This is a genomic window from Mesorhizobium sp. M7A.F.Ca.CA.001.10.2.1 (assembly GCF_003998575.1).
GTDB lineage: Bacteria > Pseudomonadota > Alphaproteobacteria > Rhizobiales > Rhizobiaceae > Mesorhizobium.
Map to the genome: position 1 here is coordinate 1 of NZ_RZQY01000897.1, position 1,889 is coordinate 1,889.

The following is a 1,889-nucleotide window of genomic DNA, read 5'->3' on the forward strand; positions in this document are numbered from 1 at the left end:
CCTATCAGCAGCCTGATCATTACATCCGCAAGGCACGCCGCCGGATAGTGGCGCAGTCTGCCCGGACCCTTCTGGTATTCGATCGAAACGAGAACGAAAATGTCCCACTTTTGGCGGGGGTGGAAGAGAGTGGGACAAAAAAGTACAAAAAACCCAATTAATCAACGGCTTCGAAAGCTAATGGTGGGCCCGGAGGGACTCGAACCCCCAACCAAGCGGTTATGAGCCGCCGGCTCTAACCATTGAGCTACAGGCCCCACGCGGGCTGGATTAATGTTTTTCGCATCGCGGCACAAGGCTTTCCCCGACGGGCTTCCGCAGATCGCCCAAATCAACCCATAATCACGCTCTACGCGACCCCTTGCGACTTGATCGCAGACCAAGGAGATTTTCATGACCAGACATCTTTTGCTTCTCGCGCTCGCCACTGCAATCGCTTTTCCGGCGATGGCTGGAGCCGCCGATCTGCCGACGCCGCCCCGCATCATCGTGTCGGGCGAAGGCGAAGCAACCGTAGCCCCCGATCTGGCGGTCCTGACGCTGAGCGTCATGCGCGAGGCCAAAACGGCGCGCGCCGCGCTCGATGCCAACAATGACGCCATGGCCGCCGTGATCGCGGCGATGAAGTCCGCCGGCATCAAGGACCGCGATCTGCAGACCGCTGGCATCCAGATCAACCCGCGCTACAACTACACCAACAAGCCGGACGGCAGTCAGGAAGCCGAACTCGTCGCCTACCAGGTGACCAACACGCTTTCGGTGCGGGTGCGCGACGTCGACAAGACAGGCGAGGTCCTCGACAAGGCGGTGTCGCTGGGCGTCAATCAGGGCGGCGGCATTGCCTTCACCAATGACAACCCGGCAGCCACGGTCACCGAGGCGCGCAAGAAGGCGGTCGCCGACGCCATGGCCAAGGCCAAGACGCTGGCCGAAGCCGCCGGCGTCAGCCTGGGCCGGGTGCTCGAGATCACAGACCAGAACATCAGGCCGGCGCCGATGCCGATCAATGCCAAAGCCTTCGATGCCGCGGCCGGCGCGGCTCCGGTACAGGCCGGTGAGAACGCCTACAATGTGCAGGTCACCGTCACCTTCGAACTGAAATAAGCGGCTCTGACGATCCGTGGCTGAGCCTGGCCACGGCAATCATCAACCAATGGCGTGCATGAAAAACCCGCGGGATTGCTCCCGCGGGTTTTTTCGAGCCACACCCTTCAAACGGAAAAGGGCTCGGCTAGTCCAGACCAATCTTCGCAGAAGATCGCGTCTCCCGGCTGATCTTCGCAGAAGATCAGCCTCTAGGGTCCGCCAAACCCAAGCTTAGCGATAGATGACCGGGCAGCCGCGCTCATTGGCGAACACGACGACGACGCGGTCGCCATCCTGGCGGCCCGCCACTTTCACCGTACGACGGCTGACGTCGACGATCCGGACGCGGTGGAGGCCCATGCGTTCGGCCTTGTCGAGGGCGCGGTCCGGCGAGCAGCCACGGCGCCAGTTGCCACGGCGCTCGTCACGGCGATGGCGATAACCGTCGTCACCGGTATAGACGCCAAAACGCGGGTCGTTGTTGTTGCCGAAGCCGAGATAGAGGCTGTCGGCGTGAGCAGGAACGGCCGCCAGCGTGCCGAGACCGACCAGGGCCGAAAGGGCTGCCGTCTTGATCGTGTTGAACATCGTCTTCTCTCCTTTTTGCGGGCCTTCGCCCCTTGTGAACCGATGAGGGGAGAATGCGCTTGCCTGTCTGAACTCTTTACGAACCTGCCGTTCATCTCCGGTTCATATGGCGGGAAAAGGAAAGTTCCCGCCATTCGCCATCGTCCCCAGCCCTCGGTGAAGGCCAGAACGCCTGACTCGGCGCCCGGTTCCGACCCCGCGGATTGGCCGAATGT

2 protein-coding genes and 1 tRNA gene are annotated in these 1,889 nt (G+C 61.9%); 1 reads left to right on the forward strand and 2 read right to left on the reverse strand.

The genetic code is table 11. From position 1 onward, the window contains the following. Positions 1 to 181: 181 nt before the first annotated feature. Positions 182 to 257: transfer RNA gene (locus tag EN964_RS33185), tRNA-Ile, on the reverse strand. 136 nt (positions 258 to 393) lie between these two features. On the opposite strand from EN964_RS33185, the gene EN964_RS33190 reads away from it, so the two are divergent. Next, a complete protein-coding gene (locus tag EN964_RS33190; protein ID WP_127269288.1) occupies positions 394 to 1,104 on the forward strand; it encodes an SIMPL domain-containing protein in 711 nt (236 codons plus the stop codon). Positions 1,105 to 1,317: 213 nt separating this feature from the next. On the opposite strand, the gene EN964_RS33195 is transcribed toward EN964_RS33190, so the two are convergent. Continuing rightward, on the reverse strand, positions 1,318 to 1,674 hold the full coding sequence (locus tag EN964_RS33195) for a hypothetical protein (RefSeq protein ID WP_127269289.1): 357 nt from the start codon (positions 1,672 to 1,674) through the stop codon (positions 1,318 to 1,320). Positions 1,675 to 1,889: the final 215 nt, after the last annotated feature.

Bases quoted from the DNA above. Each gene is read 5' to 3' on its own strand.
- EN964_RS33190 (WP_127269288.1), top strand. From the start codon at position 394: ATGACCAGACATCTTTTGCTTCTCGCGCTCGCCACTGCAATCGCTTTT.
- EN964_RS33195 (WP_127269289.1), bottom strand. From the start codon at position 1,674: ATGTTCAACACGATCAAGACGGCAGCCCTTTCGGCCCTGGTCGGTCTC.